The organism is Rothia santali, assembly GCF_024199905.1.
In the GTDB taxonomy this organism is placed as follows: domain Bacteria; phylum Actinomycetota; class Actinomycetes; order Actinomycetales; family Micrococcaceae; genus Rothia; species Rothia santali.
Map to the genome: position 1 here is coordinate 1 of NZ_JANAFB010000035.1, position 25,183 is coordinate 25,183.

Below are 25,183 nucleotides of genomic sequence, written 5' to 3' on the forward strand. Positions count from 1 at the left end.
GGGCCGGGAGGCGCTGCAGGGGTCGGCGCGACGTCGGGTGGCGGCGCGGCGACGAGGGCCGGCGCGGCGGCCGGCGGTGCGGCGTCGGGCCCCCGAACCATGCCGCAGGCGGCATACGATCCGGGCTACCCGCACGAGGAGGACCTGCTGCGGCTGCTGCTGGAGAGCAGGACGCCCGTGACGAGCCAGCGCGTGCAGGAGCGGCTGGGGCTGTCCCAGTCAGCGGCCAATCGGCTCCTGCGGCGGGTAATTGACTCCGGGCGGGTCGTCGCCACGGCCCCGCCGCGCAGTCACCGAAGGGCGTATCGGCTCGTCACAGCCGAAGATCGACGCCGTGGGAGCTGACCCGCGCGGTCGGAAGTGAGTACGCTGGGACCATGAGCGAGCGCCCCACCCCTGAGAACCCCGGCCCCGAGAGCAACGGCCCCGGAGGCACCGACCCGGAGCAGGCCGCGGCCGGAACCCACGGCCACTATGAGACCGTCGGGGACGACGCCGCGGGGCACGCATCCCCGGAGTCCTCGAGGGGCTCCGGCGACCCGGCCCCCGGCTACGGGTCCGGCTATCAGGGCGCGGACTCCGGTGACGGGTCTGGTTACCAGGGCGCGGATACCGGCTATGGGTCCGGCGACCGGGGCGCGTCGTCGAGCTACGGGGCAGGCGGATACGGGACCGGCGGGTACGGGGCCGGCGGGTACGGCTCGGACGGCCGGGGCGGCTACTCCCCGTCGTCCGACGTCGACTACTACTCCCAGAGCGGCTCGGGGGCCTCCTACGGGGCGCAGCAGGCGCCGGTCTACCGCCAGCCGGGCAGCGCGCAGGCGCAGAGCCAGGCGCAGACGGCCATGATCCTCGGCATCGTGGGGGTCGTGGTGTTCTTCATCGGCGTCATCCTGGGGCCGATCGCCCTCTCGCAGGCCGGCAAGGCCGAGCGCGGCGGGGCCGACGCCACGGCCGGCCGCGTCCTGGGGTGGATCGCCACCATCCTCGGCGGTCTGGCCGCCCTGTTCATCATCCTCTACATCGTGTTCTTCATCGTCGTGATCGGCGCGGCGATCAACTCCGGATACTGAGGCCCGGCATGAGGGCGGACGACGGGGCGGGGGTCCGAGGGGACCCCCGCCCCGTGCCGCCCGCGGCCCGGACTCGCCCCGTGCCGCCCGAGGCCTGGACCCGCCCCGCGCCGTCCGAGGCCCGGAGCATGGCGCAGACGGCGCTCGTCCTCGGCGTGCTCGGCATCGTGGTCTCGATCTCCGGCCTCGTCCTGGGCCCGATCGCGCTGTCGCAGGCCGAACGGGCCGAGGACGCCGGGGCGGACGCGACCGCCGGCCGGGTCCTGGGCTGGCTCGCGACCGCCTTCGGGGGCCTGACGGCTCTGAGCGTCGGCCTCAACATCGTCTTCCTCATCGTGGTGCTCCCGCGCTTCCTCGGCGCCTGGAGCTGACTCGGTGCCTGGAACCGGCCGGGCGAGCGGGGCGGGAGGCTCCCGCCCGCTAGGCGATGACGGCGTCGACAATCCCCTTGGCCTTCTCCTGGACCCTCCGCAGGTGGTCCTCGCCGTGGAAGGACTCGGCGTAGATCTTGTAGACGTCCTCAGTTCCGGAGGGCCGCGCGGCGAACCACGCGTTCTCGGTCTCGACCTTCAGGCCGCCGATCGCCGCGCCGTTGCCGGGGGCCTCGGTCAGCTTGGCGGTGATGGCCTCGCCGGCCAGCTCGGAGGCCGCGACGTCGGCCGGGGAGAGCCGCTTGAGCTTCGCCTTCTGCGCGCGGTCGGCGGGCGCGTCGATGCGGGCGTAGCTGGGGGCGCCGAACCGCTCCGTCAGCTCGGCGTACCGCTGCGACGGCGTCTTGCCTGTGACGGCGGTGATCTCCGAGGCCAGCAGGGCCATGATGATGCCGTCCTTGTCGGTGCTCCAGACCCCGCCGTCGCGGCGCAGGAAGGACGCGCCGGCCGACTCCTCGCCGCCGAAGCCGAGGCTGCCGTCCAGCAGCCCCGGCACGAACCACTTGAAGCCCACGGGGACCTCCACGAGGCGGCGGCCCAGGTCGCCGGTGACCCGGTCGATGATCGAGGAGGAGACCAGCGTCTTGCCCACCCCGGCCTCGGGCGACCAGCCCGAGCGGTGCCGGTACAGGTAGTCGATGGCGGCCGCGAGGTAGTGGTTGGGGTTCATCAGCCCGGCGTCGGGGGTCACGATGCCGTGGCGGTCGGTGTCGGCGTCGTTGCCGGTCGCGATGTCGTACCGGTCCCGGGCCGAGATGAGCGAGGCCATCGCGTGCGGGGAGGAGCAGTCCATGCGGATCTTCTCGTCCCAGTCCAGCGTCATGAACGCCCACTGCGGGTCCACGTCCGGGTTGACCACCGTCATGTCGAGGCCGAAGCGCTCGGCGATCTCGATCCAGTATCGCACCGAGGCCGAGCCCATGGGGTCGGCCCCGATCCGCAGCCCGGACGCCCTGATCGCGTCGAGGTCCACGACCTCGGGCAGCTCGGCGACGTAGTGCTCCAGGTAGTCGTAGGTGCGCGTTGTCTCGGCGGCCCGGGCGCGGGCGAAGGGGATGCGCTCGACGCCGGCGAGCCCGCCCTCCAGCAGGGCGTTGGCCCGGTCCGCGATCCACTCGGTGGCGTCGGTGTCCGCGGGGCCGCCGTGGGGCGGGTTGTACTTGAAGCCCCCGTCCGCGGGTGGGTTGTGGCTGGGAGTGATGACGATCCCGTCGGCCCGCGCGGCGTCGGGGTTCGCGTTGTGCCGCAGGATCGCGTGGGAGAGCGCCGGGGTGGGGACGTAACCGTCCCGGGAGTCGAGCATGACCAGGACCCCGTGGGCGGCCAGCACCTCTAGGGCCGTCTCCTGCGCCGGGCCGGAGAGTGCGTGGGTGTCTCGGCCCATGAACAGCGGGCCGGTGATTCCCTGGCCCGCACGGTACTCCACGATCGCCTGGGTGATCGCGGCGATGTGCGCCTCGTTGAACGAGCTCTTCAGGGCGCTGCCGCGGTGTCCCGAGGTGCCGAAGACCACGCGCTGGCCGGGGTCGTTCGGGTCCGGTTCGACGTCGTGGTACGCGTCCTGGAGCGCCGTGAGGTCGACGAGATCCCTGGATTCGGCCGGGGTGCCTGCTCTGTTTCCCATGGGATCAATCTAGCGCGCCGACGGCGGCCCGTGGTGGTCTGACCCACAGGCCGCCGCCGGATGACGCGTCGCGGCTCAGACGGCGGAGAGCCTGGTCGCCCCCAGCGAGCGCTCGCGCTCGGAGAGCAGCCTGTCCTGGGCGGCGGAGGAGGGGGCATCGGCCGCGGGGCGGTCGAAGCTGGTGATGGCGATCCAGTTGAGCAGCCGGGCGGCGATGCGCGCGGTGCGGTCGTCGGTGTCGAAGCGGGGGTTCATCCCCACGATGTCGACGACGGCGACCTTGCCGCTGGCGGCGATGCGCTTGCAGATCTCCTCCACGACGATCGGCGGCACGCCCAGCGTGGCCGGCGCGCTCACCCCGGGGGCCACCCAGCCGGGCAGCACGTCGAGGTCGAGGCTGAGGTGCACCAGCTCGAGGGGCTCGAGCTGCTCGTCGACGAACCGCAGGACCTCGGCCAGGCGGCTCTCGCAGCAGTCGGTGTCCTTGAGGTACGCGGTCTCGTACTTGTGGGCGTTCTCGAACTGCGCGCGGGTGTTGTCCGGCTCGCTGACGCCGATCACGGAGTAGCGGAAGTCGCGTCCCGTCTCGCTCTCGTCCCGGTGCACCTGCCGGAACGCCGTGACGGCGGTGGGCACGGGGTGGCGGCGCAGCCCGAAGTGCGTGTCGAGGCTGATCACGCCCCAGGTCCCGACGCCGTCGAGCGCGCCGGACTCGCGCAGGCCGCGGTAGGTCGCGTAGGAGGTCTCGTGCCCGCCGCCGAGGACGAAGGTGATCCGGTGCTCGCTGATGACCTCGCCGAACACCCTCCCCGCGCGCTGCTGGGCGGCCTCGAGCTCGTGCCCGTCCACGCGGACGTTGCCGCGGTCGTGGACCACGTTGGCGCCGTGGAAGGCCAGCTGGGCGAGGGCGTGGCGGATCTTGTGGGGGCCGTCCGCGGCGCCCGGGCGTCCCTGGTTGCGGACCGTCCCCTCGTCGGACTCGAACCCGACGATCGCCATGCTCTGGGCCTCCTGGCCCGTCTGCCGCTGCCCTTCGTAGACCATGTGGTGCCACCGGGTGTGGATCGCTCCGGGACCTTCATCGCGTCCCTGCCAGGGGGTGAAATCCATGACCGCCATCTCCTTCGATGCCTGACGAGGCGAAAACGCCGATTCGTGATGAGGATAGCTAATACCCCCTCGGGGCGGATGGCAAATGGCGCCCGCGGCAGGTCGACTCACGGGGCGGGGCCCCAGGGCCCCGGCCATGACCAGGGGCGATGCCGTCCGGATGTGCGCCATGCCGCCTTCCCGGAATGTGGACGGGCGCATCGCGCGCGGCGGGATCGGTGGATAACCCCTCGGGGCCGGCGGATCGTCCCTCGGGCGCCGGCCCGCCACGCGGCATCGGGGGTGTGGACGGCGTCGTGCTCGGGCCCCCGGCGCGGTAGGTTGGTGAGCAGACAGCCGACACCGGCCGGCGGCCCACGCCGCGGCCCGCGAGAAGGAGTGACCATGGACGCCGCCGTTCCCACCGCCACCGTCGGGGAGATCCCCGCCGACGCCAAGATCCTCGACGTGCGCGAGGACTACGAATGGGCCGAGGGGCACATCGAGGGCGCCCAGCACATCCCCATGGACCAGGTCCCGGCCCGCTACGGCGAGATCCCGCTGGACGAGGACGTCTACGTGATCTGCCGCTCCGGCGGCCGCTCCATGCGCGTGACGGCATACCTCAACCAGTACGGCTTCGACGCGTTCAACGTGGCCGGCGGGATGGGCGCCTGGCAGGACGCCGAGAAGCCCATGGTCAGCGAGAACGACCAGACCCCTCAGGTCCGCTGACGCGCATGAGGTACACGTTCCTGGGCCCGGAGGGCACGTTCTCCGAGGCCGCGCTGCTCTCCGTGCCCGGCGCCTACGACGCCGAGCGGATCCCCTCCACGTCGGTCGTAACCGCCCTGGCCAAGGTGCACTCCGGCGAGGTCGACGCCGCGATGGTCCCCATCGAGAACTCGGTCGAGGGCGGAGTGAGCGCGACCCTGGACGCGATCGCCGCCGAGGGCGACCTCCGCATCGTCCGGGAGGCGCTGATCCCCATCCGGTTCATCCTCGTCGCGCCCGAGGGCACGCTCATGGAGGACGTGCGCGCCGTCTCGACGCACTCGCACGCATGGGCGCAGGTCCGAGGCTGGATGGGGGACCGGCTGCCCCACGTCGACTACATCCCCGGCTCCTCGACCGCGGCCGCCGCGGTGGGCCTGCTGGGCGGGGAGTCGCCGGGCTACGAGGCGGCGGTCTGCTCACCCATCGTGGCCGAGCAGCACCCCGAGCTGAGCGTGCTCGCCTCCGACATCGGGGACAACGCGCGCGCCGTCACCCGGTTCGTCCTCGTCGCGGGCGAGAGCGCCGAGCTGCCGGAGCCCACGGGCGCTGACAAGACCACCGTGGTGATCCCCCTGCCGGAGGACCACGCGGGGGCCCTCATGGCCCTGCTGGAGCAGTTCGCCGCGCGCGGCGTGAACCTCTCCCGCATCGAGTCGCGCCCCACGGGCGAGGCGCTAGGGTCCTACTTCTTCTCGGTCGACGCGGAGGGGCACATCGCCAACGCCCGCATGGGAGACGCGCTGCGCGGCCTGCACCGGGTCTCGCCCGGCGTCAAGTTCCTGGGCTCCTACCCACGGGCCGACGGCGTCGCGCCCCTCGTCAGCCCCCGGAACACCGACGCGGCGTTCAACGAGGCGGAGGACTGGGTGCGGCGCATCCGGGGCTGAGCCCGCCCGCGCCGGGCTCAGCCCGCGTTGAACCCCAGCCAGGTGCGCAGCGTCGGGGGCGTCCTCTCCGGGTAGGTGTGCACGTTCAGCACGCCGGGGCGGATGCGGGCGGTGAGGTTCAGCGCGGTGCCGATCAGGTCGCCGTCGAGCTCCACCGGCTGCGGCGAAGAGCCGAAGTCGAGCTCGACGCTGCTGCCGTGCAGGTGCTCGATCACGGGCGTGCCCCGGCGGTGCCGGCCCAGGACCTGGAACGCGAGCGCACCCCAGCCGAGCAGGTTGCGGGGGGTGAGCAGGATGACCTCGAGCTGGCCGTCGTCGGCCCGGGAGCTGGCGGCCAGCTGGATCCCGGCCTGGATCTCGCCGCAGTTGGCGATCAGCACCGACTGGATGCGGCGCCGGATGCGCTTGCCGCCGTCGACCCGCAGGGCGATCGGGCTGCGGGAGGCGACCAGGTTGCGCATCCCCGCCTCGACGTAGGCGATCCACCCCCAGCGGGACTTCAGCTCCTCCTTGGCGTCGGTCATGATCTGCGCGTCGAATCCGGCGCCGCCCATGACCAGGTAGTTCATCTCGGAGGTGCGGCCGCCCTCGAAGTTCACGCGCAGCCCGACCATGTCGATCCGCCGGGCGGCGCCGTGGAGGGCGATGTCGACGCAGCCGACGAGGTCGTTGAGCGGGATCTCCAGGTTCCGCGCCAGGAGGTTCCCGGTGCCCAGCGGGAGGATGCCCAGCGTCGCGTCGGTCTCGGAGAGGGCCTCTCCGACCGAGCGCACGGTGCCGTCCCCGCCCGCGGCGATCACGATCTCGCAGCCGTCCTCGAGCGCCTTGTGGGCCATGCCCGTGCCGGGGTCGTCGGAGGCGGTCTCGTAGTAGCGGGCCTCGGGCCAGCCGACCCGCTGCAGCTCGCGCGCCACCGTGGAGCAGCCGACCTGCGCCGCCTCCTTGGTGGGGTTGAACACGACGCCGACCCGGCGGGGCGGGCCCGGCTCGAGGCGGGGCCGCCAGGGGAGGGGCTGCGGGAAGATCCTGGGCCGGAGACTCCAGGCGGCGGCGGTGCTCGCGGCGACCGCACCGCCGATCGCTGCGGCTGCGGTGGCGGTGGCGCGTCCCCTGAGTCTCATGGTCCCAGGCTACCGGTCCGCAGGCCCTGCTCCCGCACGGGGGTGCGAGCGGTGACTCCGAACACCCGTCACGTGACGGCGTCGGCGGCCGCGGGCCGGTCCCCCGCGGGGCCCGGGCGCGGTGGGGTAGATTAGCTCGGGTGATCGACATTAACCACTTGCGCGAAAACCCGGACCTCTTCCGTGCGTCCCAGCGAGCCCGTCAGTCCGACGTGGGGCTGGTGGACCGCATCCTCGACGCCGACGCCTCCCGCAGGCAGTCGATCAGCGACTTCGAGTCCCTCCGCGCCGAGCAGAAGGCCTTCGGCAAGAGGGTCGCCCAGGCCCAGGGCGAGGAGAAGCAGGCCCTGCTGGCCGAGGTCAAGGACCTCAGCAACCGCGTCAAGGCCGCCTCCGAGGCCTCCGACGCCGCCCAGGCCACCCAGGACGAGCTGCTCGCCGCCCTGGAGAACCTCGTGATCGACGGCGTCCCCACCGGCGGCGAGGAGGACTACGTGGTCCTCAAGACCGTCGGCGAGCCGCGCGACTTCGCCGCGGACGGCTTCGAGCCCCGCGACCACCTGGAGATCGGCGAGCTGCTGGACGGCATCGACATGGCCCGCGGCGCCAAGGTCTCCGGGGCCCGCTTCTACTTCCTCAAGGGCGCCGTCGCGCGCCTCGAGCAGGCCCTGCTCTGGATGGCCCTGGACCACGCCACGGCCAACGGCTTCACGATGCTGACCACTCCCACCCTCGTCCGCCCCGAGACGATGGCCGGCACCGGCTTCAATGTCAAGCACGACGACGAGATCTACCGCCTCGAGCGCGACGAGCTGTACCTCGTGGGCACCTCCGAGGTGGCCCTGGCCGGCTACCACGCCGACGAGATCCTCGACTTCGCCGACGGGCCGAGGAAGTACCTCGGCTGGTCCACCTGCTACCGCCGCGAGGCTGGCTCGGCGGGCAAGGACACCCGCGGCATCATCCGCGTGCACCAGTTCAACAAGGCCGAGATGTTCGTCTACTGCCCCGTGGAGCAGGCCGAGGAGATGCACGAGCGGATGCTCGCCTGGGAGGAGGAGATGCTGGCCAAGTGCGAGCTGTCCTACCGGGTGATCGACACCGCCGCCGGCGACCTCGGCTCCTCGGCCGCGCGGAAGTTCGACTGCGAGGCGTGGGTCCCCACCCAGGACGCCTACCGCGAGCTGACCTCGACCTCCAACTGCACCACCTACCAGGCCCGCCGCCTCAACATCCGCGAGCGCCGCCCGGACACGGTGGACGCGCAGGGCAAGGCCAAGAAGGGCGGCACGCGCGCCGTCGCGACCCTCAACGGGACGCTCGGCACCACCCGCTGGCTCGTGGCGATCCTCGAGACCCACCAGCAGCCCGACGGCTCGGTGCGCATCCCGGAGGCCCTCCGCCCCTACATGGGCGGCCTGGAGGTCCTGCCGGTCGTGGCGCCCCGCAGCAAGTAGTTCACCTCCCGTTCGCCGCCGGTTCGGCGGCAGGGAGGGACGCGTCCGCCCGGGACGTGTCAGATGGAAGGCATGGTGACGATGACCAACGAAGCGACGATCCAGACCCCGGCCCGCCCCGCCTGGCGGCGCGAGCCCGGCGTGAAGTACCTGGTGGCCCTCGACGTCGACGGGACGCTCGTGGACCACGACGGCCACATGACCGAGGCCGTGAAGGAGGCGCTGCACGGCGTCGTCGCGGCCGGCCACCACGTGGTCGTCGCGACCGGGCGCTCCAAGGGCGCGACGCTGCCCATCGTGGAGCTCGCGGGGCTGGAGAGCGGCTGGGCCGTGAGCTCCAACGGCGGGGTGACCCTGCGGCTCGACCCGGCCCTGGCCGGCGGGTACGAGATCTCCGAGGCCGTGACCTTCCGGGCCCACGCCGCCCTGACCACGCTGCGCGACCGCCTGCCGGGGGCGATGTTCGCCCTCGAGGCCGCCGATGGCTCGTTCTACTCCACCGCGGAGTTCCAGGACCGCAGCTTTGGCATGGAGGCCCAGCAGGTGAGCTTCGAGGAGCTCGCCGGGATGGACGCGGTGCGCGTCGTCGTGTTCTCCACCGAGGTGGACCTCGACTCCTTCTCGCGGCTGGTCGAGGAGGTCGGGCTGCACGGCGTGACCTACTCCGTGGGGTGGACGCCGTGGCTTGACCTCTCCGCCAACGGGGTCACCAAGGCCTCCGCCCTGGAGTCGGTGCGCCGCCTCCTCGGCGTCGAGCCGGAGCACACCGTGGCCATGGGCGACGGGAACAACGACGTCGAGATGCTGCAGTGGGCCGCCCGCGGCGTGGCCATGGGGCAGGCGCCCGACGACGTCGCGGCCGCCGCCTCGGAGGTCACCGGGACGGTGTACGAGGACGGCGCCGTGCGCATCCTGGCGGACCTGGCGGACTAGCGGCCGGACCCGGGCCCCGCCGCCCGGCCCCGCGTCGACCTGCCCCGCCCCCGCGTCGGATCGCCCGCCCGGCCGGTCCGCCCCGCGTCGGACCGCCCCGTCCGCGCCGCGCGCCGTATGCTCGGTGCAGAAGCCAACGAAGGGGAGGAAGACCCGATGAAGGTCGCCATCGCGCAGATCAACAGCGGATCCGACGTCGAGCGGAACCTGGCCAAGGTCGCCGGGTACGTCGAGCGGGCCGCGCAGGCCGGGGCCGGGACCGTGGTGTTCCCCGAGGCGACGATGCTCGCCTTCGGCTCCGACCTGGCCGCCGGCGTCGAGCGCCACGCCGAGTCCTGGCGCACCGAGCTGCAGTGGCTCGCCTCGGAGCACGGGATCACCGTGGTCGCGGGGGAGTTTGGGCTCGGCTCCGAGGGGCGCGTGCGGAACCTGCTGGCCGTCTACACGGACCGCGGCGAGCGCCACGAGTACGTCAAGATCCATCTCTACGACGCCTTCGGCTACCAGGAGTCGGACTCGGTCGAGCCGGGGGAGCGGCCCGCCGTCGTGAACCTCGACGGCGTCGGCGCCGGGCTCGCGACCTGCTACGACATCCGCTTCCCCAAGCTCTTCGCCGAGCTCTCGCGCGGGGGCGCGCAGGTCGTGCTGCTGGGAGCCTCCTGGGGCGCCGGCGAGGGCAAGGCCGAGCAGTGGGAGACGCTCGCCCGGGCGCGCGCCCTGGACAGCAACAGCTACGTGGTGGCCGTGGACCAGGCGGACCCGGAGGTCTCCGGCGTCGAGGTGGCCCCCGACGCGCCCACCGGGGTGGGCCGCAGCGTCGTCGCCGACCCCTTCGGGAAGGTCGTGGCCCGCCTGGGCGGCGAGGAGGAGCTGCGCGTGGTGGACCTGGACCTCGACGTCGTGGAGCGCGCCAAGCGGGCCATCCCCGTGCTGGAGAACGCCCGGCTCGGCTACTGAGCCGCGGCGGGCGCCGGGGCCGGCCCGAGCCGAGGCCCCGGATGTCCCGCCCGGCCGAGGCCCCGGCTCGTCGCCGGGAGGACGCCTGCCCGGGGCGCCGCTCACCGCCGGGCCAGGACCTCCGCGATCTCGTCCAGCGACTCCTCGTTCTGCAGCGAGGACCGGTCGCCCAGCGGCCGCCCCTGGTACAGCTCCCCGAGCAGGCGCCGGGTGATCTTCCCCGAGCGGGTCTTGGGGATGTCGGCGACCGCGATGACGTCCCGCGGCTTGGCGATCGGCCCGATGTCCCGGGCCACGTGCGCCCGCAGCCGCTCGGCCAGCTCCTCGCCGCTCAGCGCCGCGCCCTCGGGCGTGACCTTCACGAACGCGACCGCGGCGTGCCCGGTCAGGGGGTCTTCCACGGGGCACACCCCGGCCTCGACGACGGCCGGGTGCGTGACCAGCGAGGACTCGATCTCGATCGTGGACAGCCGGTGCCCCGAGACGTTGATGACGTCGTCGATCCGGCCCAGGATGTAGACGTCCCCGTCCTCGTCCCGCTTGGCGCCGTCGCCGGCGAGGAACCAGCCGCGCTCGCCGTAGTGCCGCCAGTAGGAGTCGAGGTAGCGCTGCGGGTCGCCCCACACGGTGCGCGCCATCGAGGGACCGGTGCCGTCCACCACGATGAACCCCTGCTCCCCGGGCGCGACCTCCTCCCCGGCCTCGTCCACCACCCGGACCGACAGGCCCGGCACGGGCCGCGTCGCGCAGCCCGGCTTGGGCTCGAGGCCCTCGGCGCCGTCGGGGGCGAAGCCCGGGTCGTGCGGCCGCGGCGAGCACACGGCCGAGCCGGTCTCCGACTGCCACCACGTGTCCACGAAGGGCACGACGTCGCCCCCCACGTTGTGCCGCAGCCACCGCCACGCCTCCGGGTTGATGGACTCCCCGACCGTGCCCAGCAGCCGCACCGAGGAGAGGTTGTAACTGCCCGGCACGCCCTGCGGGAAGGCGCCCATGAGCGAGCGGATCAGGGTCGGGGCGGTGTAGTAGTTGGTGACGCCGTAGCGCTCGATGACCTCGAAGTGGCGGGCCGGGTGCGGGGTCGTGGGCGTGCCCTCGTAGATGACCTGCGTGACGCCGTTGAGCAGCGGGCCGTAGATCTCGTAGGTGTGGGCCGTAACCCACGCGAGGTCGGCCGTGCACCAGTGGACCGTCGAGTCGACCTTGGCCGGGTCGTTGACCGCGGAGAGCTCGTCCGGGCGGGGGACGCCGTCGGCGTCGGGGGCGTCCGGGAGCAGGTCGAACAGCAGGGCGTGGGTGTAGGCCGTCTGGGTCAGGTAGCCACCGGTGGTGTGGACCAGGCCCTTGGGGCGGCCGGTGGTGCCGGAGGTGTAGATGATGAACAGCGGGGTCTCGGCGTCGAAGGCCTCGGGCTCGTGGACGTCCGGGGCCTCCTCGACGAGGTCGTGCCACCACACGTCGCGGCCGCGGGTCCAGGGCACGGAGCCCTCCTCCTTGGAGCGGTACCCGCGGTCCCCGGGGCGCAGCCCGACGCCGTGCGGGGTGCGCTTGGCCGGCCGCGAGGTGCGCCGCACGACGATCACGTGCTCGATCTCGTTCTCCCCGGAGCAGGCGAGGTCGGCGTCGGCCTTGACCGGGACGACCGCGCCGCGCCGGTTCTGGCCGTCCGCGGTGACCAGGACCTTGGCCCCGGTGTCCTCGATCCGGAAGCGCAGCGCCTCGGCGGAGAAGCCGCCGAAGACCAGCGAGTGCACCGCGCCGATCCGGGCGCAGGCGAGCGTGATGATGACGGTCTCGGGGATCACGGGCAGGTAGATCACGACCCGGTCGCCCTGGCCGACGCCGAGCTTCAGCAGGGCGTTGGCGGCCCGGCAGACCTCGCGCTGGAGCTGGGCGTAGGTGTAGGTCAGCCGGTCCCCGGGCTCGCCCTCGAAGTGCAGGGCGACGTGGCTGCCGCGGCCGGCCTCCACGTGGCGGTCCACGGCGTTGTAGGCGGCGTTGAGCCGCCCGCCCTCGAACCAGGCGATCTCCGGGACCGTGTAGGCGGGGGCGCCGTCGGCGTCGGTCCCGGTGCGGCGGGGCTTGTCGAAGCGGTGGGCGGTGTGCCACGGCTCGGCCCAGTCGAGGCGGCCGGCCTGGCGTTCCCAGAAGGCGACGCGGGCGGCGTCGGACTCGTGGGCGGGGTTGGGCACCGGGCGGTCCGGGTCGGAGAAGGCGAAGTCGGCGGGGAGGGTCATGGGCGTGGCTCTGGTCGTCGCCCGACGGCGTCGGGCGGGGCGGTCGCGAGGGGCGGGCCGCCGGTTCAGGCGGGCGGCGGGACGGTGCGGGCGCCCGGGCGGTGCGGCCGGTCCGGACGGGATCGGCCCGGGCGAGGCGGGGTGGGCTCAGGTCGAGGGTATCGCGCCCCAGCGGCGCCGGGTCCAGCGCTCGAAGAGGCCGAGCAGCGCGTCGGTGAGCTTGCCGAGGATCGCGAGCAGGAGGATCGCGAGCAGCAGGCGGTCGGTGCGGCCGTTGTCCTGCGAGTCGGTCAGCAGGAAGCCGAGGCCCATCGACGCGCCGATCAGCTCGGCGGCGACGAGGAACAGCCAGCCCTGGGCGAGCGCCAGCCGCAGGCCCGAGACGACCGAGGGCAGCACGGCCGGCAGCTGCACGGTCGCGAACAGCCGCAGCCCGGTGATGCCGAAGGACCGGGCGGCCTCGACCCACTGCCGGTCCACGTGCTGCAGCGCCGCGGAGACCGTGGTGTAGACGGGGAAGAAGGCGCCGATGGCCACGAGCGTGACCTTGGAGTCCTCCCCGATGCCGATCCACAGCAGCAGCAGCGGGACCCACGCCAGCGAGGGCACGGCGCGCAGGGCGCCGACGGTGGGCCCGGCCAGCAGCGCGGCCCACCGGGACAGCCCGATCCAGGCGCCCAGCGCCAGGCCCAGCCCGGCGCCGATGACGAAGCCCCAGAACACGCGCTGGGTCGAGATGGCCACGTGGATCCACAGCTCGCCCCGCTGGATCAGCTCGACGCCGGCCGAGAGGACGGCGGTGGGCTCCGGCAGCTGGGCGGGGGTGAAGGTGCCGTTGGTGGACAGGACGTGCCACAGCAGCAGCAGGGCCACGGGGATCACCAGGCCCAGCCCGGCGGAGGCGGCCCCGCGCCCGCGCAGCAGCCGGTGGGGCGCCGGGTGCGGGAGGCCGGGGGAGACCCCCTGGGCGTTCTCCAGGGCGCTGCCGGGCGCGGTCCCCCGGGAGCCCGTCGCGGCGGGCGGCCCGCCTCCCGCCGGTGCGTGCCGGGGCGGGCGACGTCGGCGGCGTCGGTGTCGGTGCGGTGCGTCATGGGTCAGTCCCCCTCGATGGCGGCGGCGACGGCGTCGGGATCGGCCGCCTCGGCGTACTTCTTCTCGACGATGCGCTCCAGCGCGGCGTCGACGTCCTCCTGCGAGGGGACGTCGCCCGAGTCCACGAGGATGGGGCCCACGCCCTCCAGGACCCCGACCTGCTCCGCGCCGGGCACGTGGTCGATGTCCAGGTGGGTGCGGTCCCACACCGAGCGGGCCACGGGCAGGGAGATCCCCGCCTCCTCGGCGAAGAGGCCGACCGCCTCCTCGGGATTCTCCAGGGCCCAGCGGCGGGCGTAGGCGTAGACGTCGACCACCAGCTGGGCGCCCGCGCCGTTCTGCTGCAGGAACTCCTCGCGGGCGTTGAGGAACCCGTAGGTGTTGAAGGACAGGTTGCGGTAGAACAGCACGTCGCCGTCCTCCTCGGCGGTGGCCATGATCGGGTCCAGGCCCGACCACGCGTCCACCTGGCCGGTGTCCAGCGCGGTGCGGCCGTCCGCGTGCTGGAGGTTCTGCACGGTGACGTCCGAGGCGCTGAGCCCGGCCTCCCCGAGCGCCTGGAGCAGCAGGAAGTACGGGTCGGTGCCCTTGGTGACGGCCACGGAGGCGCCGCGCAGGTCGGCGACCTCGCGTAGGGGCGAGTCGGGCCGCCGCACCAGGGCCGCCCACTCGGGCTGGGAGCAGAGGTCGATGACGCGGATCGGGGAGCCGTTGGCGCGGGCCAGCAGCGCGGCGGACCCGGCGGTCGAGCCGATGTCGATCGCGGCGGCCCGCAGCGCCTGGTTGGCGGTGTTGGAGCCGGTCGAGCGGACCCACTCGACGCTCTGCTCCTTGGGCTCGGCGGCGCGCTCGAGCCAGCCCCTCTTCCGGATGATCAGGGACAGCGGGTTGTACGTGGCGTAGTCCAGGCGGATCCGGCCGGTGGAGTCGCTGTTGGCGACGCCGGTCCCGGAGCCCTCGCCCGCCATGCAGCCGGTCAGGGCCAGGCTCGCGGCGCCGGCGCCGGCCGCGCTCAGCAGGGCGCGGCGTGAGATGGAAGGCATGGTGTTCCTCGGAAGATCGTGCGGTGGGTGCGGGGATCGCCGGGCCGGGGCCCGGCCGCTCAGCGTTCGACGCCGAGCAGCCCCAGCAGGTGACCGCGCAGGCGCGCCAGCTCGGCGTCCTCGCGGGAGCGGGGGCGGGGGAGCCCGACGTCGAGCACCTCCGCGATCCCGGCGGGCCCGCCCTCCTCCCGGCGGCCGAGCACCACGACGCGGTCCGAGAGGTACAGGGCCTCCTCGACGTCGTGGGTCACCAGCAGCACGGTGGTGGGGTCCTGGACGTGGACGTCCAGCAGCAGGTCCTGCATGCGCAGCCGGGTCAGGGCGTCGAGCGCGCCGAAGGGCTCGTCCAGCAGCAGCACCCGCGGGTTGCGGGCCAGGGCCCGGGCGAGGGAGGCGCGCTGGGCCATGCCGCCGGAGACCTCGGCGGGCCGGTGCCCGGCGTGGGCGGACAGGCCCACCAGCTCGAGCAGCTCGGCCACCCGCCTCCGCCCCGCCGCGCGCGGGGTGCCGCGGGGCAGCCCCAGGGCCACATTGGCGGCCACCGAGCGCCACGGCAGCAGGCGGGGCTCCTGGAAGGCGACGGCGCAGCGCGGGTCGATGCCGCGCACCGGCGTCCCGTCGATCCCGACCGACCCCGAGGTGGCCCGGCCCAGCCCCGCGGCGGCGCGCAGCAGCGTGGACTTCCCGCACCCCGAGGGCCCGACGACGGCGACGATCTCGCCCGGGCGGGCGGTGAACGTGACGTCCTCCAGGACCGGCACGGCGGCCGATCCGCTGCCACGGGCGGGCGGGAAGGCCTTGCCCACCTCGTGGAACTCGACCTCGGCCGCGGTGGCGGCTTCCGATGTGGCCGCGGGCGCAGCAGGCATCATCAACTCCATCGATCCTGGCGTGAGCACCGTGCCGCGCGGGGAGGGTCCCCTCGCCGGGCGGCGGGTTGCTGCGACGTCGTCGAGCCAGGTCTCTCGGTCACTCTGGATGGCTTACCCCTTCAGTAAAGGGGGCCGCCGACACGTATGACAACTGTTGCGTCACAGTCGGGAGGCGGCGTCACATGCGCGTCACAGAGGGCCCGGCTGGCGCTCGCGGGCCGTCTCGGCGCCTCGGGGCGTCACGCGAGGACATGCCGGTCACAGTTCGGGGAAAGCGTGGCGGATGGGGGGCTCCGCTCCCTACGCTGATCCCGGGTGCCGCCCCCGGCGGCCGGTCCGCCGCTCGCCCCCGGCCCGTGGGCGCGGCCCGCCGTCCCCGCCCCTCCCGCGACCGTCCCCGCGAAAGGACCCCTCGATGACCGAGAAGAAGCGCATCGCGATCAACGCCTTCGACATGACCTGCGTGGGCCACCAGAGCTTCGGCCTGTGGCGCCACCCGCGCTCGCGGGCCACGGAGTACAACACCATCGGGTACTGGACCGACCTGGCGAGGACCCTCGAGAAGGGGCTCTTCGACGGGCTGTTCCTGGCCGACGTCGTTGGGATCTACGACATCTACCGCAACTCCGCGGCCCCCGCCCTGCAGGACGGCGCGCAGGTCCCGGTCAACGACCCGTTCATGCAGATCTCGGCGATGGCGGCGGTGACCGAGCACCTGGGCTTCGGGATCACGAGCGCGGTGACCTACGAGCAGCCGTACACGCTCGCCCGGAAGTACGCGACGCTGGACCACCTGACCCGCGGGCGCGTGGGCTTCAACGTGGTGACCTCCTATCTGCCCTCGGCGGCCGAGAACCAGGGGCTGCCGCGGCAGATCGAGCACGACGAGCGGTACGAGATCGCCGAGGAGTTCCTCGACGTGACCTACAAGCTGTGGGAGGGCTCGTGGGAGGACGGCGCGGTGAGGGAGGACCGGGAGACCGGGGTCTACGCGGACCCCGCGCTGGTCCACCCGATCCAGCACCGCGGCCGGCACTTCACGGTGCCCGGGGCGGGGCTGACCGCGCCCTCGCCGCAGCGCACGCCGGTGATCTTCCAGGCCGGGGCCTCCTCGCGGGGCCAGGCCTTCGCGGGGAAGCACGCCGAGGCCGTGTTCATCGGGGCGCTGCGCCCGGACCTGACCCGCGTCATGACCGATTCGATCCGCGACCGCGCCGAGGCCGAGGGGCGCGGCCGAGAGGACGTCAAGATCTTCGCGATGCTCTCGGTGGTGGTGGCCGAGACCGAGGAGGAGGCGCAGGCCAAGTACGCCGACTACCTCTCCTACGCCGACCTCGAGTCCTCTCAGGCCATCATCGGTGGCTGGTCGGGCGTGGACCTCTCCCGCTTCGACGAGGACGAGGTGCTCAACTACGTCAAGACCGACTCGATCCAGTCCTTCCTGACCCCCTTCACGCTCCAGGCGAGGGACAAGGAGTGGACGCGGGCCGAGATCGCCCGGCACTGCGCGGTCGGCGGGATGGGCGACGTCGTGGTCGGCTCCCCGCAGAGCGTGGCGGACCAGCTCGAGCGGTGGATCGACGAGGGCGGCCTGGACGGGATCAACCTCGCCTACCACGTCTCGCCCGGGTCCTTCGAGGACTTCGTCGAGCTCGTGGTGCCCGAGCTGCAGCGGCGCGGGCGCTACCGCACGGAGTACGAGGGCTCGACCTTCCGCGAGAACCTCTTCGGCGCGGGCCGCACGCAGGTGGCCGAGACCCACCCGGCGGCGCGCTACCGCGGGGCCTTCGCGGGCCGCCCGTCCTGCGCCGACGCCCCGGCCCGGCAGCTGGAGGACGACGTCGTGGCCTGACGCCGCTGCCTGGCCCGGCCAGGTCCGGGGCCCACTCGGTCCGCCGAGCGCCCGGGCCGGGCCCGCGGCGGGCGTCCACAGGCCACCCGCACCCCCTTGACGGGTCTTGACGCCGGTGGGACGCTGAGGTCGAGGAGGCACTCATGACCGCAGCAGACTTCCGGCGCGAGATCGACGAGCGCATCGACCGCTCCCTCGAGGAGATGGCGGACGCCGGCGAGCTCTCCGACACCACGCCGGGCCACGCCGAGCGGCTGGCCCACGCCGCCGTCCGGGCGATCCGCACGGCCAACCGCGTCACCACGCAGGTCGGCCCCCTGTACTCCCGGGACCGGGTGATGAAGGTCCTGGGCGTCGGCAGCCGGCAGGCGCTCCACGACCGGATCCGGCGCCACGCCCTGCTGCGCGTCTTCTCCGCCGAGGGGCAGGCGCTGTTCCCGGTCCTGCAGTTCCGGGACGGCGCCGTCGACCCCGGCCTGGTGCCCTACCTGAAGATCCTGCTCGGGTCCGGGGCCTCCGGATGGACCGTGCTGTACTGGCTGACCTCCCCGGCCGCGCGCTTCGGCGGGCGCACGCCGCTGCAGGTCGTCGAGGCGGGGGACCGCGAGGAGCTGGCGCAGCTGACCGCCGTGGCCCGCGACGACGCCGCCGGGTGGTCGCAGGTGGCATGACCCGCCATCGCTCCACCCTCCGCGCCCCCGGCCCTCCCGAGGACCACCGCGACTTCCCCTTCCGCGCCGATCTCCACGAGGCCCGGTGGTTCCGCGCCCACGGCGCGCGACGCGGCCCCTGGTGGTTCTCCTCCGCACCGGGCCGGTTCAACCTCCATCCGCCGCGCGGGACGCTGAACTGCGCCTCGACTCCCGAGACGGCCGCCCGGGAGGTCCTCGGGGAGCTGCTGGTGGGCAACCGCTACATCCCCGCCGACGCCGTCGACGACGCGGTGGTCTCGGCCCTGAGGCTCCCCGCCGCGCGGATCGCCGACTTCCTGAGCACCCGGGCGGCCGCGCACGGCGTCCTGCTCGGCGACGTGATGGCGCCGATGGAGGACGGGTACGCGCTGACCCGCCGCTGGGCGGCGACGCTGGATGCCGAGGGGTTCGGCGGCATCCGGTCCCGCTCGCGCTTCGGGTCCGGGGCCGACCCGCAGTGCCTGTACCTCTTCGGGGAGGGCGGTGAGCACCCCGTGGGTGAGGCGGTCGAGGGCGGGTCCGTCGCAATGCGCCGGGTGGTCGAGGCGATGGCGCCCGACGGCGTCGAGGTCGAGCCGGTGCTCTCCGCGAAGGACCTGCACGTCATCGACTGAGCCCCACGGAGTGGCTCGAGGAGACCCATCCCACACGTTCTTGCAGTTGTGCAAAGAGTGCACAACTGCATAGCATATAGCTATGCAAACTTGTGAGCCGTCGTTGCGGGAGCGCCGCCGCGTGCGCACGTGGGACGCCATCCACGGTGCCGCCTCGGAGCTGGCGCGGGAGCGCGGGATCAAGCAGACCACCGCGGAGCTGATCGCGGAGCAGGCCGGGGTATCCCCGCGCACCTTCTTCAACTACTTCTCCTCCAAGGAGGACGCCATCATCGGCCTCCGCCCGCCCCGGATGGGCGAGGAGGTCCTGGAGTCCATGCGGGAGGTGGAGAGCACCAGCCTGCTCTCCTACGCCGCGCACATCCTGATGTGGGTGCTTCGCGGTTCGATCGCCCAGGACAGCTGGACGCTCAACCGCGAGGTCTTCGACGAGCACCCCGAGCTGCGGCAGCGCATGAAGATCCACATGCTGCGCTGCGAGAACGAGCTCCAGGACTTCCTGCTCGCGATGGACTGGGGGGTCTACGAGTCCACCGGCCGGCTGGTCCGCCGGGAGGGCGAGGAGGGCGCCCCCGACCCCCGCCAGAGCGAGCGGGTCCGCGCGACCGTCCTCATGGCCGCCGCGGTCCTCCGGCACATCAAGTTCGGCGCCGACCTGTCCTCGGACGAGCTCGACTCGTCCATCGGCGCCACCGTCACGCTTTTCGCACACATCGTCAAGGAGGCTCGATGAGCACCTCGTACACGCCGCGCCACTCGAGGCGCGGCGATTCCGCCGTCATGGAGCGCCCCCAGGCCTCCAGCGCGCCGGCCCAGACCTCGACCCACCACCACGGGGGCGAGGCCTCGCACACCAACATCCTGCTGCTGTTCATCGGCCTGATGATCATCATGCTCATGTCCTCGCTCAACCAGACGGTGCTCTCGCCGTCGCTGCCCACCATCGTGGGCGAGCTGAACGGCGTCGAGCACATGAGCTGGGTGATCACCGCGTTCATCCTGGTCTCGACCATCATGATGCCGGTCTACGGCAAGCTCGGCGACCTCTGGGGCCGCAAGCCCCTTCTGGTCTTCGCGATCATCGCCTTCGCCGGCGGCTCCCTCACGGGCGCCGTCGCGCAGGACATGACGACGCTGATCATCTCCCGCGGCCTGCAGGGCCTCGGCGGTGGCGGTCTCATGATCCTGTCCCAGGCGGTCATCGCCGACGTGATCCCCGCCCGCGACCGCGGCAAGTACATGGGCGCCCTGATGGGCGTCTTCGCGTTCTCCTCCGTGGCCGGCCCGCTGCTGGGCGGGTGGCTCACTGAGGGTCCCGGCTGGCGCTGGGGCTTCTGGATGAACCTGCCGCTCGCCGCGCTCGCGCTGTTCGCCGCGATCTTCCTGATCCCGCACACCAACAAGTCGGTGCGCACCGAGCGCAGCAAGATCGACGTGCTGGGCATGGCGCTGCTGGCCGCGGCCACCGCGTGCCTCGTGCTGGCCATGACCTGGGGCGGCAACCAGTACGACTGGGGCTCGCCGACCATCGTCGGGCTGCTGATCGCGACCGTGGTCGCCGTCGCCGTGTTCATCCCGGTCGAGGCCAAGGTGGCCGAGCCGGTCATGCCGCTGACCCTGTTCAAGGACCGCAACTTCAACCTGACCACCATCGCCAGCCTGTGCATGGGCATCGCGATGTTCGGCGCGATCGGTTACATGCCGACCTACATGCAGATGGTGCTGGGCGTCAGCGCGACGCAGGCCGGTCTCCTCATGATCCCGATGATGGGCACCATGCTCGTCACCTCGGTGACCGTGGGCGCCGTGGTGTCCAAGCTCGGGCGCTACAAGGCCTTCACCGTGATCGGCTCGCTGTTCATCGCCGCCGGCCTGTTCTTCCTGTCCCGGCTCGAGGTGCAGACCCCCACGTGGGAGATCTGCGTGTGCCTCGCGCTGATCGGCCTCGGCCTGGGCATGTCGATGCAGCTGCTGACCCTGATCGTGCAGAACTCCTTCCCGATCAGCATGGTCGGCACCGCGACGGCCTCGAGCAACTTCTTCCGCCAGGTCGGCGCGACCATCGGCTCTGCGCTGGTGGGCGGCCTGTTCACGGCCCGCCTGACGACCTTCCTGGGGGAGCGGCTGCCGGTCCAGGCGATGTCCGACGGCGGGGGCGCCAATTCCCTGACGCCCGCGCTGGTCAACGCCCTGCCGGGCCCGATCCACGACATCATCGTGAACTCGTACAACGAGGCCCTCACGCCGATCTTCCTGTGGATCATGCCGCTGGGCGTCCTGGCCGCGCTGCTGCTGATGTTCATCGTCGAGAAGGCCCTGGCGACCACGGTCGGCGAGTCCGGCACGACCTCGCAGGCCGCCGGCGACGAGTCCTCGGAGTCGATCCGGGACGAGGAGCCCGCCCGCGTGGGCGGCCGGGACGAGCGGGACCGCGCCGACGGCGAGGATCCCGAGGAGCGCTCCCCGCGCACCGGCGAGATCCCGATCCCCGAGACCGGGTCGATGATGCCGACGCGCTGACCCGCGCGGCCGGGGCCTCTGGGTTCGGGACCTCCCGGGCCCCGTGAGTCCCGACCCCCGCGACCCCCTCGAGACGCGACGACGCCGGGGCCGATCTACGCGGATCGGCCCCGGCGTCGTCGTGCTCCCGGCCTCGCATCGTCGCGTTCCCGCCCCCGGTGTCCTCGCGTTCCCGCCCGCGCGTCGTCGCGCTCCCGGCCCGGCGGCCGCACTGGCCGTAGGATGGGGCCATGATCTTCAAGGCGGTGGGTGAGGCCCGACCCTACCCCGAGCACGGCTGCACGACCCCGCGCGACTGGGGCGTCATCGCCCCGCAGCAGGTCCGGCTCGACCACCTGATCACCACCCAGCGCATGCTGGACCTCGCCACGCTCCTGCACGACGACTCGACCTTCTACGGCGACCTCTTCCCCCACGTGGTCCGCTGGAACGGCCAGCTCTACCTCGAGGAGGGCGTGCACCGGGCACTCCGCAGCGCCCTCCAGCGGCGGCAGGTCATGTACGCCCGCGTGCTGGACCTGGACGGCCCGGACGACGCCGACCAGGAGTGACGCGGTCGCCTCTTCTGTTTTGGTGACACCCGGGCGTATGCTGTCGTCATGCCCCGTATCACCGCCTCCTCCAACGCCGCACAGCGGGAGAACACGCAGAACGCGATCCTCCGCTCCTTCGGCGACCTCCTCTACACCCGCGGACTCACCGGCCTGACCATGACCCACGTGGCCAAGAACGCCGGCATCGGCCGCACCGCCGTCTACAACTACTTCGCCGACATGGGCGAGCTCCTCGTGGCCTACGCCCTGGACGAGACGGAGCGGTTCATCAACGACCTCCGGACCGAGCTGGCCCGGGTCGACAACCCCGTGGACCAGCTGGCGGTCTACGTGCGCCTGCAGATCGAGGACATGTCCCGGCGGCACCTGCCCCCGGGCCCCACCATGCGCTCGGTGCTCTCCCCGGAGTCCTTCGAGAAGCTGGGGCACCACGTGGGCGAGCTGCAGGCGGTGCTGGCCCAGATCCTGCGCTCGGCGATCGAGCAGGGCTACCTGCCGGAGGCGGACATCGGGGACCTGGCCCGCCTGGTCCACGGCTCGCTCAGCTCGGCCACCGACCGCGGGCAGCTCGAGGACGGGGAGACCCGCACGGCCCGCGTGGAGCAGATCGTGACCTTCGTGCAGCGGGGCCTGGGCGCGCGGTTCGACGACGCGGGCCGCCCCGTCCCGATCCAGGGTCGCCCCCGGCTGGAGCAGATCGCCTCGTGAGGCGGGCGGGCGGCGTCGTCCGCCGCTAGGCCCGGTTGATCTGGCGGAGCGTGTCGAAGGGCGCGTGGGAGGCCAGGCGCTCCCGGATGCCCTCGGTGACGAAGTCCTTGGCCGTGCGGGCGGCCTCGAGTGGTGTCGCGCCCTTCGCCAGCTCGGCGGTCACGGCAGCGGCGAGCGAGCAGCCGGCCCCGGCCACCGCCACCTCGCCGATCTTCGGGGCGCTCAGGACCTCCAGGGTCTCGCCGTCGTAGAAGACGTCGACGGCGTCGGGCCCCTCCAGGCGCACGCCGCCCTTGGCCAGCACCGCCGCGCCGGAGGCCTCGTGGATGCGCCGCGCCGCCTCCTCGAGCTGGGCGACGGTGGTGATCTCGTCCATGCCGGAGAGCGAGAGCGACTCGAAGTGGTTGGGGGTGATGAAGTCGGCGAGGGGGAGGATCCGGGCCTTGAGCGCCTCGTCGGTGTCGAGCGCGGCGCCGGGCTCCTGGCCCTTGCAGATCAGCACCGGGTCCAGCACCAGGTTGCGGGGCTTCAGGTCGGTGAGCACGCGGGCGACCGTGTCGATGGTCGCGGGGGATCCGAGCATGCCGATCTTGACCGCGTCCAGGTCGTAGGCGGCCGTGTTGGCCTCGAGCTGGTCGGCGAGGGTCTGCTGGTCCACCGCGGTCAGGCGGTGGGCCCAGTCGTTCTTCGGGTCGAAGGAGACGATGCAGGTCAGCGAGAGGCAGCCGTAGACGCCGAGGGCCTGGAAGGTCTTCAGGTCGGCCTGGGCGCCCGCGCCTCCGGTCGCCTCGGAGCCGGCGATGGTCATCGCGACGGGGGTCGATGTCGTGGTAGTCATACCCCCCATTATGGTCTCAGGCGGTACACTTTTCAGGGCCCGGGTGGCAGGCGGGCCCTGCGGCGTCGAACGCCGCCCCCACGACCTTCGCTCCCGGCGCCGGCACGACCGCGCCGGGGCACCCTACCCGTCGCAGAATCGTGAGAACCCCCGTGCAATCCCACCCGGAACCCCGGTACGCCCGCCGCCCCAAGACCTACTTCGATCTGCTGGTCGCCGCGTACTGCGTGCTGCTGATCCTGTCCAACATCGGCGCGACCAAGGGCGTCGCGTTCGGCCCCATCATCACCGACGGCGGGTTCTTCCTGTTCCCCCTCGCCTACGTGCTGGGCGACGTCGTGACCGAGGTCTACGGCTTCCGCGCCGCCCGCCGCGCGATCGTGACCAGCTTCTGCGCGGGCGCCTTCGCCAGCGTGTGCTTCTGGATCGTGATCGCCCTGCCCGCGGCGGAGTTCTACGAGAACCAGACGGCCTTCGAGACCGTGCTCGGGCCGGTGCCGCGCATCGTGGCCGGCTCGCTCGCCGGCTTCCTCGTGGGCCAGCTGCTCAACGCGTGGATCATGGGCCTGATCAAGCGCGCGACCGAGGGGAGGCACCTGTGGGCCCGGCTGATCGGGTCGACGCTGGTGGGCGAGTTCGCCGACACCCTGATCTTCTGCCTCGTCGCGGCGCCCATCCTGGGCATCACCCAGGCCGGCGACTTCGTCAACTACCTGCTGGTCGGCTACGTGTACAAGTGCCTGATCGAAGTCGTGCTGCTGCCGGTCACCTACCCGACGATCCGCTGGTTCAAGCGGCACGAGCCGACCTACCCGCGTGCCGAGGCGGTGGCGGCCGGGTCGTGAGGGCGCGCGGCGGCGTCGTCGGGCTCCGGCCAGCCCGGCCGGCCCGCGGGGTCAGTCGGTGAACCCGGCGATCTCCCCGATGTCGACCAGGTAGGCCAGCTGGGCCTTCAGAGTCTTCAGCGCCGACTCCCGCGTCCCCGCCGGGACGTCGCCGTAGATGCTGGAGGCCAGGGCCCCGGCGGAGGGGGCGATGTCGTCCTCGGTCGCCTTGAGCCGCTGGCGCAGCTCGTGGATGCGCGTGAGCCGGTGGTCCAGCAGCCGGTCGCAGGCCTCGTGGAGGCTCTCGCCCGCGGGGCCGTGGGCCGGGAGCACCGCCAGGTCCCGGTGCTCCATGAGCTCGCGCAGGGTGTCCAGGTAGTCCTCGAGGTCCCCGTCCGGGTAGTCGAGCATGGTGGTGCCCTCGCCCGGCACGGTGTCGCCGGTGAGGATCACCGAGTCCTCGTCCACGCGCAGGCACACCGAGTCCGAGGTGTGCCCCGGGCAGTGCAGGGCGAAGAGCTCCACCTCGGCCGCCGAGACGACCTCGCCGTCCTCCAGGGGCGCGGCCCCCGCGGACAGCTCCGGGGTCCAGCCCCGCACGGGCGCGCCGGTGAGCTCGCGCAGCCGGGCCGCGTTGCCGGTGTGGTCCGCGTGGCGGTGGGTCAGCAGGATGAGCACGACGTCGCCCGCCGCGGCCACGGCGTCGGCGTGCGCGGCGTCGTCCGGCCCCGGGTCCACCACCACGATGCTGGGGCGCTCCGCCCCCTCGGCCGGCGGCCACTGGTCCCCCAGGGCGCCCACGACGTAGGTGTTGGTGCCCCCGAGGGTCATGTCCCCGGGGTTGTCGGCGGTCAGGTAGGCCGTGTGCGGGCTCGTGCGCACCCAGGCGCGCGGCGCGCTGACGTGAGCGTCGGAACTGGCGGAAGCACTCATTCCACTAGTTCACCACACGGGGCGGCGCGATCAGCGATTAGAGTGGGTGTCTGCG

25 protein-coding genes and 1 riboswitch are annotated in these 25,183 nt (G+C 72.9%); of the genes, 16 read left to right on the forward strand and 9 right to left on the reverse strand.

The genetic code is table 11. The features are described 5' to 3' along the window. Positions 1 to 99 precede the first annotated feature (99 nt). The 3 genes from NBM05_RS12120 (at position 100) to NBM05_RS12130 (ending at position 1,444) form a co-directional block, all read left to right on the forward strand. Complete coding sequence (locus tag NBM05_RS12120; RefSeq protein WP_254167798.1) at positions 100 to 345, forward strand: helix-turn-helix domain-containing protein; 246 nt, start codon at positions 100 to 102, stop codon at positions 343 to 345. Between the two features lie 32 nt (positions 346 to 377). After that, positions 378 to 1,073, forward strand: a complete 696-nt coding sequence (locus tag NBM05_RS12125; RefSeq protein WP_254167800.1) for a hypothetical protein — start codon at positions 378 to 380, stop codon at positions 1,071 to 1,073. Between the two features lie 128 nt (positions 1,074 to 1,201). Continuing rightward, on the forward strand, positions 1,202 to 1,444 hold the full coding sequence (locus NBM05_RS12130; protein WP_254167802.1) for a DUF4190 domain-containing protein: 243 nt from the start codon (positions 1,202 to 1,204) through the stop codon (positions 1,442 to 1,444). 49 nt (positions 1,445 to 1,493) lie between these two features. Here the strand turns inward: NBM05_RS12130 and pgm are convergent, their stop codons facing one another. Both pgm and hutG read right to left on the reverse strand, forming a co-directional pair. After that, positions 1,494 to 3,128: a phosphoglucomutase (alpha-D-glucose-1,6-bisphosphate-dependent) gene (pgm, locus tag NBM05_RS12135; protein ID WP_254167804.1), complete on the reverse strand. Its 1,635-nt coding sequence runs from the start codon at positions 3,126 to 3,128 to the stop codon at positions 1,494 to 1,496. 75 nt (positions 3,129 to 3,203) lie between these two features. Beyond that, the gene (gene hutG, locus NBM05_RS12140) at positions 3,204 to 4,238 is read right to left on the reverse strand and encodes a formimidoylglutamase (RefSeq protein WP_254167806.1); all 1,035 of its coding nucleotides are present in this window, start codon (positions 4,236 to 4,238) and stop codon (positions 3,204 to 3,206) included. Between the two features lie 384 nt (positions 4,239 to 4,622). Between hutG and NBM05_RS12145 the strand changes: the two genes are divergently transcribed. Next, positions 4,623 to 4,952, forward strand: coding sequence for a rhodanese-like domain-containing protein (locus NBM05_RS12145; protein ID WP_254167808.1), 330 nt, complete (start codon positions 4,623 to 4,625; stop codon positions 4,950 to 4,952). A 5-nt stretch (positions 4,953 to 4,957) separates the two neighbouring features. Next, positions 4,958 to 5,881 (forward strand): prephenate dehydratase, encoded by a 924-nt coding sequence (gene pheA / locus NBM05_RS12150; protein WP_254167810.1) that lies wholly within the window; start codon positions 4,958 to 4,960, stop codon positions 5,879 to 5,881. Positions 5,882 to 5,898: 17 nt separating this feature from the next. Here pheA and NBM05_RS12155 read toward each other — a convergent pair whose 3' ends face one another. Beyond that, entirely contained in the window at positions 5,899 to 7,002 is a 1,104-nt protein-coding gene (locus NBM05_RS12155) for a diacylglycerol/lipid kinase family protein (RefSeq protein WP_254167812.1), read from the reverse strand. A 140-nt stretch (positions 7,003 to 7,142) separates the two neighbouring features. On the opposite strand from NBM05_RS12155, the gene serS reads away from it, so the two are divergent. The 3 genes from serS (at position 7,143) to NBM05_RS12170 (ending at position 10,349) form a co-directional block, all read left to right on the forward strand. Continuing rightward, complete coding sequence (serS, locus tag NBM05_RS12160; RefSeq protein WP_254167814.1) at positions 7,143 to 8,459, forward strand: serine--tRNA ligase; 1,317 nt, start codon at positions 7,143 to 7,145, stop codon at positions 8,457 to 8,459. A gap of 81 nt (positions 8,460 to 8,540) precedes the next feature. After that, complete coding sequence (locus tag NBM05_RS12165; protein WP_254167816.1) at positions 8,541 to 9,392, forward strand: HAD family hydrolase; 852 nt, start codon at positions 8,541 to 8,543, stop codon at positions 9,390 to 9,392. Positions 9,393 to 9,548: 156 nt separating this feature from the next. After that, the gene (locus NBM05_RS12170) at positions 9,549 to 10,349 is read left to right on the forward strand and encodes a carbon-nitrogen hydrolase family protein (RefSeq protein WP_254167818.1); all 801 of its coding nucleotides are present in this window, start codon (positions 9,549 to 9,551) and stop codon (positions 10,347 to 10,349) included. Between the two features lie 101 nt (positions 10,350 to 10,450). On the opposite strand, the gene NBM05_RS12175 is transcribed toward NBM05_RS12170, so the two are convergent. The 4 genes from NBM05_RS12175 to NBM05_RS12190 form a co-directional block, all read right to left on the reverse strand. Continuing rightward, a complete protein-coding gene (locus NBM05_RS12175; protein ID WP_254167820.1) occupies positions 10,451 to 12,586 on the reverse strand; it encodes an AMP-binding protein in 2,136 nt (711 codons plus the stop codon). A gap of 147 nt (positions 12,587 to 12,733) precedes the next feature. Beyond that, positions 12,734 to 13,510, reverse strand: coding sequence for an ABC transporter permease (locus tag NBM05_RS12180; protein WP_254167866.1), 777 nt, complete (start codon positions 13,508 to 13,510; stop codon positions 12,734 to 12,736). Between the two features lie 170 nt (positions 13,511 to 13,680). Then, positions 13,681 to 14,721 (reverse strand): aliphatic sulfonate ABC transporter substrate-binding protein, encoded by a 1,041-nt coding sequence (locus tag NBM05_RS12185; protein WP_254167830.1) that lies wholly within the window; start codon positions 14,719 to 14,721, stop codon positions 13,681 to 13,683. 59 nt (positions 14,722 to 14,780) lie between these two features. Further along, positions 14,781 to 15,593 carry an ABC transporter ATP-binding protein gene (locus NBM05_RS12190; RefSeq protein WP_254167868.1) on the reverse strand — a complete coding sequence of 271 codons (813 nt, stop codon included), beginning with the start codon at positions 15,591 to 15,593 and terminating at the stop codon, positions 14,781 to 14,783. Between the two features lie 2 nt (positions 15,594 to 15,595). After that, positions 15,596 to 15,706: riboswitch (SAM riboswitch) on the reverse strand. A gap of 302 nt (positions 15,707 to 16,008) precedes the next feature. Between NBM05_RS12190 and NBM05_RS12195 the strand changes: the two genes are divergently transcribed. The 7 genes from NBM05_RS12195 (at position 16,009) to NBM05_RS12225 (ending at position 22,533) form a co-directional block, all read left to right on the forward strand. Continuing rightward, positions 16,009 to 17,445 carry an LLM class flavin-dependent oxidoreductase gene (locus tag NBM05_RS12195; RefSeq protein WP_254167832.1) on the forward strand — a complete coding sequence of 479 codons (1,437 nt, stop codon included), beginning with the start codon at positions 16,009 to 16,011 and terminating at the stop codon, positions 17,443 to 17,445. 143 nt (positions 17,446 to 17,588) lie between these two features. Next, positions 17,589 to 18,116 (forward strand): hypothetical protein, encoded by a 528-nt coding sequence (locus NBM05_RS12200; RefSeq protein WP_254167834.1) that lies wholly within the window; start codon positions 17,589 to 17,591, stop codon positions 18,114 to 18,116. Next, positions 18,113 to 18,751 (forward strand): RES family NAD+ phosphorylase, encoded by a 639-nt coding sequence (locus NBM05_RS12205; protein WP_254167836.1) that lies wholly within the window; start codon positions 18,113 to 18,115, stop codon positions 18,749 to 18,751. The genes NBM05_RS12200 and NBM05_RS12205 overlap by 4 nt, the downstream gene beginning before the upstream one ends. Positions 18,752 to 18,833: 82 nt before the next feature. Then, the gene (locus tag NBM05_RS12210) at positions 18,834 to 19,484 is read left to right on the forward strand and encodes a TetR/AcrR family transcriptional regulator (protein ID WP_254167838.1); all 651 of its coding nucleotides are present in this window, start codon (positions 18,834 to 18,836) and stop codon (positions 19,482 to 19,484) included. A gap of 47 nt (positions 19,485 to 19,531) precedes the next feature. Further along, entirely contained in the window at positions 19,532 to 21,271 is a 1,740-nt protein-coding gene (locus tag NBM05_RS12215) for an MDR family MFS transporter (RefSeq protein WP_373689332.1), read from the forward strand. A 230-nt stretch (positions 21,272 to 21,501) separates the two neighbouring features. Continuing rightward, a complete protein-coding gene (locus NBM05_RS12220) occupies positions 21,502 to 21,822 on the forward strand; it encodes a type II toxin-antitoxin system VapB family antitoxin (protein WP_254167842.1) in 321 nt (106 codons plus the stop codon). A gap of 48 nt (positions 21,823 to 21,870) precedes the next feature. Beyond that, complete coding sequence (locus NBM05_RS12225) at positions 21,871 to 22,533, forward strand: TetR/AcrR family transcriptional regulator (RefSeq protein ID WP_254167844.1); 663 nt, start codon at positions 21,871 to 21,873, stop codon at positions 22,531 to 22,533. Between the two features lie 25 nt (positions 22,534 to 22,558). On the opposite strand, the gene NBM05_RS12230 is transcribed toward NBM05_RS12225, so the two are convergent. Further along, positions 22,559 to 23,380, reverse strand: a complete 822-nt coding sequence (locus NBM05_RS12230) for a hydroxymethylpyrimidine/phosphomethylpyrimidine kinase (protein ID WP_373689331.1) — start codon at positions 23,378 to 23,380, stop codon at positions 22,559 to 22,561. Between the two features lie 143 nt (positions 23,381 to 23,523). Between NBM05_RS12230 and NBM05_RS12235 the strand changes: the two genes are divergently transcribed. Then, positions 23,524 to 24,216, forward strand: coding sequence for a queuosine precursor transporter (locus NBM05_RS12235; RefSeq protein ID WP_254167847.1), 693 nt, complete (start codon positions 23,524 to 23,526; stop codon positions 24,214 to 24,216). Positions 24,217 to 24,267: 51 nt separating this feature from the next. Here NBM05_RS12235 and NBM05_RS12240 read toward each other — a convergent pair whose 3' ends face one another. Then, positions 24,268 to 25,128 (reverse strand): MBL fold metallo-hydrolase, encoded by an 861-nt coding sequence (locus NBM05_RS12240; RefSeq protein WP_254167849.1) that lies wholly within the window; start codon positions 25,126 to 25,128, stop codon positions 24,268 to 24,270. Positions 25,129 to 25,183 lie beyond the last annotated feature (55 nt).